This is a genomic window from Oscillibacter sp. CU971 (genome assembly GCF_905219725.1).
Classification (GTDB): domain Bacteria; phylum Bacillota; class Clostridia; order Oscillospirales; family Oscillospiraceae; genus Oscillibacter.
The window spans coordinates 1-4,426 of sequence record NZ_CAJMXG010000234.1 but is presented as its reverse complement, the minus strand read 5'-3'; the positions used below and the strand labels follow the sequence as shown (position 1 = coordinate 4,426).

Below are 4,426 nucleotides of genomic sequence, written 5' to 3'. Positions count from 1 at the left end.
CGCTCATTTTTCTGCATCATTCCCTCATTATACTACTTTTCCCTCTATTGGTACAGCTTCTTACTTTTGGGGGGAGCAGAAACACAATGGCACACTTTCGCCGTGAAAGCTATTCAGCAAAGCCAACGAAAAATCGGGTTGTCAGATTGGCATAGACGCAAAAAGTCTATATCACATCGTGGGCTGTGTGGGCGGTGCCATCTCCTCCGCCATCCATTGGGCGCTGTAGTCCTTCAGTGTCTGCCCGGTCTGCTCCTGGCAGTAGGCGTCCATCTTCCGAAGCAGAACTGCTTTTTCAACAGCGTTGAGCCGGTATTCCACTGACTCCTCACACCCGTCCGCCCGGTGCAGGTCGACCTCCAGCTCATCGCAGACCTGTCCGGAGGCCATGTCGTAGTTGGCGTAGACGTTCAGGGTGTCGTCGTTCTCGCCGGTGCAGACGTGTGTGCCGAACACCGCGTCCACATCAAAGTTGGTCTCCATGTAGAAATTCAGCAGGCCATCTATCTCGCTGATCTCCTCCGCAAAGGAAATCTCACTCGTGGAGATGTGCCCTGCGGAGGGACGCTGCCGGCCCTCTAAGCTGCTCATGAACCGATCTAAACTCCGCCCCGGCTTCTTCTCCTTGCTCCGGTAGGTTTGGTTGACTGCAATAAAGATGTCCCTGATTGAATAGGTCCTCCAGCCGTGCCCGGTGTCAATTGTGGACAATTCCTGCCTGTCAAAATCCAGATCAAACACCGCGGCGACCTTACTTGGCTTTGCCATGCGGAGCGCCAGCATCCGTTCATATAATTCCGTACCGATTGGCTTTGAGCTGTAAAACTCCTTCGGGACAGCGGTGAGCGCCGGTTCTCTGCTCCTGTTCCCGAGGAAGCCCTGCAGCGTGTTGGCAACACAGAGAAGATTTTCACTGCACTCCAGCATGAAAAACCTATCCGCCCCATTTTCACGGACGTGAAACACCGTGTATGGATCTTCCGCCTGTTCCAAGTCCAGCTCTGTCGTTTGTCCTTCTTCCCACGAGGCGTACTCCGATTGGATGCGGCCACGAACCTCCTGCTGAAGTTCCGGAGGCACCTGCTCCTCATACAGACGAAGGAGCATATCGTTCATCCGCTCCGCTACAGTAGTGCCCTGTTCCGCCAGTACAGAGGACAGCGCGTCCAGCTTATACTCATGGAGCCACAGTTCCAACTGCACATCGCCGCTCATACGCCGGCCTCCTTTCCGCCGCCTGTGGAAGCGGACGCCGGTTTGGGCGTCTCCGCCTTGGGCTGACTGGGGCGTGGCGGACGCCTGGGACGGACGGGCGCGGACTTGGCGTCCAGGTACTCCCGCAGCGGCTCCGGCACCGTCTGCTCATAGAGAAGACGCAGGGCCTCATCCATCTTCTTCTGCACTGTGGTGTTCTCCTTCTTCAGATAGAACACCAGCGCCTCCATCTTCTCGCTGTCGAAGGACAGCATGATTTCATTTTTCTCCATACTGCTTTCCCTCCTTTGCTTTACATAGTGGGTCCTGTCTGGAGCGGAGCGGGTCCGTTCCGACGCTGTGCTGGCGGCTCCGGCAGATGTTCTCCGTACACCGCCGCACAAAAAGCGTCCATCTTCTGTTTCAATACCTGCCGTGTTTCATCCGGAAGAGTACAGGAAAACCACTCGTCGCCACCAGGAGACCTCACCACAATATCCAGCGTATCATCGACCTGGCCTGTGTGTTCATTGTAGGAGGTGTACGCCTGAATATAGGAGTCCTCAGCTTCACTGGACAGCTGTCTGCCAAATACCTCTTGTTCATCGGCAAGGACATCAAACTGGAATGTGATCCAATCCCTTTCCGCACCGATTCGTTCCTGAATGTCCAGATCCTCAGCTGTCAATGTGCGGCTCCCCTGGAGTAAGGGATACTGTATTGACATCCATCCCGTTGCTGCCGGTATGATCTCCGGTTTTGCCTTTTCCAGTGTGGCGGCTATGGTCATCTGATAGGGGCCGCTCAGCCAGCGGACGCCACGCTCATCAAGGAACCTGCCCCCGGCCCGGTTCATGATCTCCAGATCAAAGTCGGAAGCATCTACAGTTCCCAAGGCAGAGGGCAGGCCGCGTCCCACATAGGCCACGCAGAGGGCAGCCCAGTTTGTGATCTCCGGGTAGTCCCGAACCGCGCCCCGGTACACTGAGGACTGCTTGACTGCCTCCTCATCCTTGACGCAGCCAGAAACAAAACCGCTTGCCCAGTGCGGTCCGGCGTCTCCACCCAGGACGATGTGTGTGAAGCGGATAGGCATCTGAGCGGTCATACGCACCAGCGACCGCTCCGCCTCATTTCGGGCGAGGTCAAGACGGTTGTCTTTGCCAGTCCAGGGCAGGTGGGAGGCCATGTCCTCCAGCAGTTCCCGCACCACATTGACCTGGCGGCGGCGGTCGTCGCCGGTGTCCTCCAGCGCGGTCACGAAGTTCCGCAGATTCTGGATGGTCCCTCTCTGCAATTGGAGAGAGGCGGGCACAGCCGCCGCGCTGCCGCCGGCCTGTTCCAGCTCACGGTCGAACTGCTCCATCAGCTTCGGATCGGGGACCTGTTCCTCCAGCCTTGCCATGCCCTGGAGGATGGCGTCTATCCAGAGGCGGCGCTGGGCCTGCCAGGGGGGAGCACCCTCCGGCTGGTGGCGTTCCCATCCGTTTTGGCGCTCGATGGCGTAGGCGGTGAGGCCCTCGGCCACGAGGGGGATATTGAACCTGTTCACAGCTCCGCACCCCCTATCCCATCACAGTCCCCATGGACTGCTCCGCCTCCATAAAAGCGTCGTGGGCTTCGTTGAACCGCACCAGTTCCTCCGGGTCTACGCCGGTGAGTACGATCTCTGTCCCTTCAGGCGTGTCGCAGATCTCAGACACACGGGCATTGAGCAGGGCGGCATGATCCTCCTGCCCGGCGTCCGTCAGCTCACACAGATTTTCCACCAGCACCGACTGCTCCGCTTCCTCATGGCACAGGAACATCAGCCCGCCTCCTTTCAGCATGGGAAGCAGATCCTTCAGGAGAAGCTCAGGCGCTTTCTTCTCCTGGAGCTGCTGGCAGTATTCCGGATGATACTCCACTTCGATGCAGCCGTCGTGCATATCCACCGCCGATACTTCGGGGCGCTGCTTCAGGGCAGCTCGGAGCATAGAGTCCAGCCCGCTGCCCTCCTGGATTGTCAGATCCAGATGCTCCTCCAGATCCTCGAAATAGACACACCAGTTTCCGCTGGTGGTATTCTCCGTCCCCCAGCGGATGATAAAGTCCGCCGCCCGATCCATCTGAGCGTTGACGATGTCCCGCATTCCGGGAATGTAGGCCGCGAGGCGGGCGTAGTCATACTTCTCCGCGTCAACGAGCACCCCATCATTGCTGCCCTGGCCCAGCGCCAGCAGGCAGTGGATGATACCGTTCCTGTGGAACATACAGCCCTTGTTCTCCCGAATAAACGGCTGCTCCACCAGTGGGGTGATCTTCAGCCGGCAAAAATCCTCATGGGACAGTTCTACCACTTTTTCGATCTGGCAGTCGTCCATCTGAAAATTGACCGGCTTTTCTGTAAAATTTGCTTTGAATTTCATAGTGCGTTTCCTCCTCTCTGCAATTATGGCAGATAGCTTCTGGGATTGGTCCGCTCTCCGTTGATGCGTACCTCGAAGTGGAGGTGGGGGCCGGTGGAGCGCCCGGTGGAACCGGAGAGGGCGATCACATCCCCGGCCTCCACCGTCTGGCCCACCCGCGCCAGCAGCTGGGAGTTGTGGCCATACAGGGTAGACAGACCGTTGCCGTGGTCGATCATCACATAGTAGCCGTAGCCGCCCTGGTTGTAGGTGGACACCGTCACTGTTCCCGGCAGGGCGGCGCGGACAGATGTGCCGGTGGGAACGGCCAGATCCATCCCCGTGTGGCCCCGCCGCTCCCCGGTGAAGGGGTCACGGCGGTTGCCGAACTCCGAGGTGACCACGTTCCGCCAGTTCTCCCCGATGGGGGAGCAGAAGCCGTCCGCGCCGATGAAGGGCACATCCGACCCGGCGAAGCCGCTGCCGCCGCCCGCCGCTCCATATCGAATCAGGTTATAGATGCTGTCGGCGTTGCTCCGCTGCTCAGCAGTAGGCGTCACACCCATGGCGGCGATGTTCTGCCAGACGGTTCCCAGATCCTCGATGGGGATGGCGGCAGAGTAGGTCTCCTCTGTCTCCTCCGGCGGATCGCTGCCCTCCACGAGAACCGTGCGGATACGCTCCTCCCAGGTGACAAAGCAGTCCGCAAAGGACTGAGCGTCCCCATGGCTTCCGGCGCCGAAGTACAGAGCATAAAAAATCGCCTTGACGCGGATATCGTCAAGGCTTGTTTCTTCCTCTGTATTCTCGTTGATGGCAGCAATGGCAATATCCAGCTGAGCGAA

At 58.6% G+C, this 4,426-nt stretch carries 5 protein-coding genes; all 5 read right to left on the bottom strand.

Annotation, left to right across the window (positions count from 1 at the left end; translation table 11 throughout):
- Positions 1-171 precede the first annotated feature (171 nt).
- Positions 172-1,215 (bottom strand): hypothetical protein, encoded by a 1,044-nt coding sequence (locus tag JX325_RS13125; RefSeq protein WP_016323203.1) that lies wholly within the window; start codon positions 1,213-1,215, stop codon positions 172-174.
- Positions 1,212-1,487, bottom strand: coding sequence for a DUF6103 family protein (locus JX325_RS13120; RefSeq protein ID WP_204791553.1), 276 nt, complete (start codon positions 1,485-1,487; stop codon positions 1,212-1,214). The genes JX325_RS13125 and JX325_RS13120 overlap by 4 nt, the downstream gene beginning before the upstream one ends.
- Positions 1,488-1,507: 20 nt before the next feature.
- On the bottom strand, positions 1,508-2,746 hold the full coding sequence (locus JX325_RS13115) for a hypothetical protein (RefSeq protein ID WP_204791552.1): 1,239 nt from the start codon (positions 2,744-2,746) through the stop codon (positions 1,508-1,510).
- Between the two features lie 13 nt (positions 2,747-2,759).
- Positions 2,760-3,602, bottom strand: a complete 843-nt coding sequence (locus JX325_RS13110) for a DUF6329 domain-containing protein (protein WP_204791551.1) — start codon at positions 3,600-3,602, stop codon at positions 2,760-2,762.
- A gap of 23 nt (positions 3,603-3,625) precedes the next feature.
- A partial coding sequence (locus JX325_RS13105) for a M23 family metallopeptidase (protein WP_204791550.1) occupies positions 3,626-4,426 on the bottom strand: 801 nt, incomplete at its 5' end.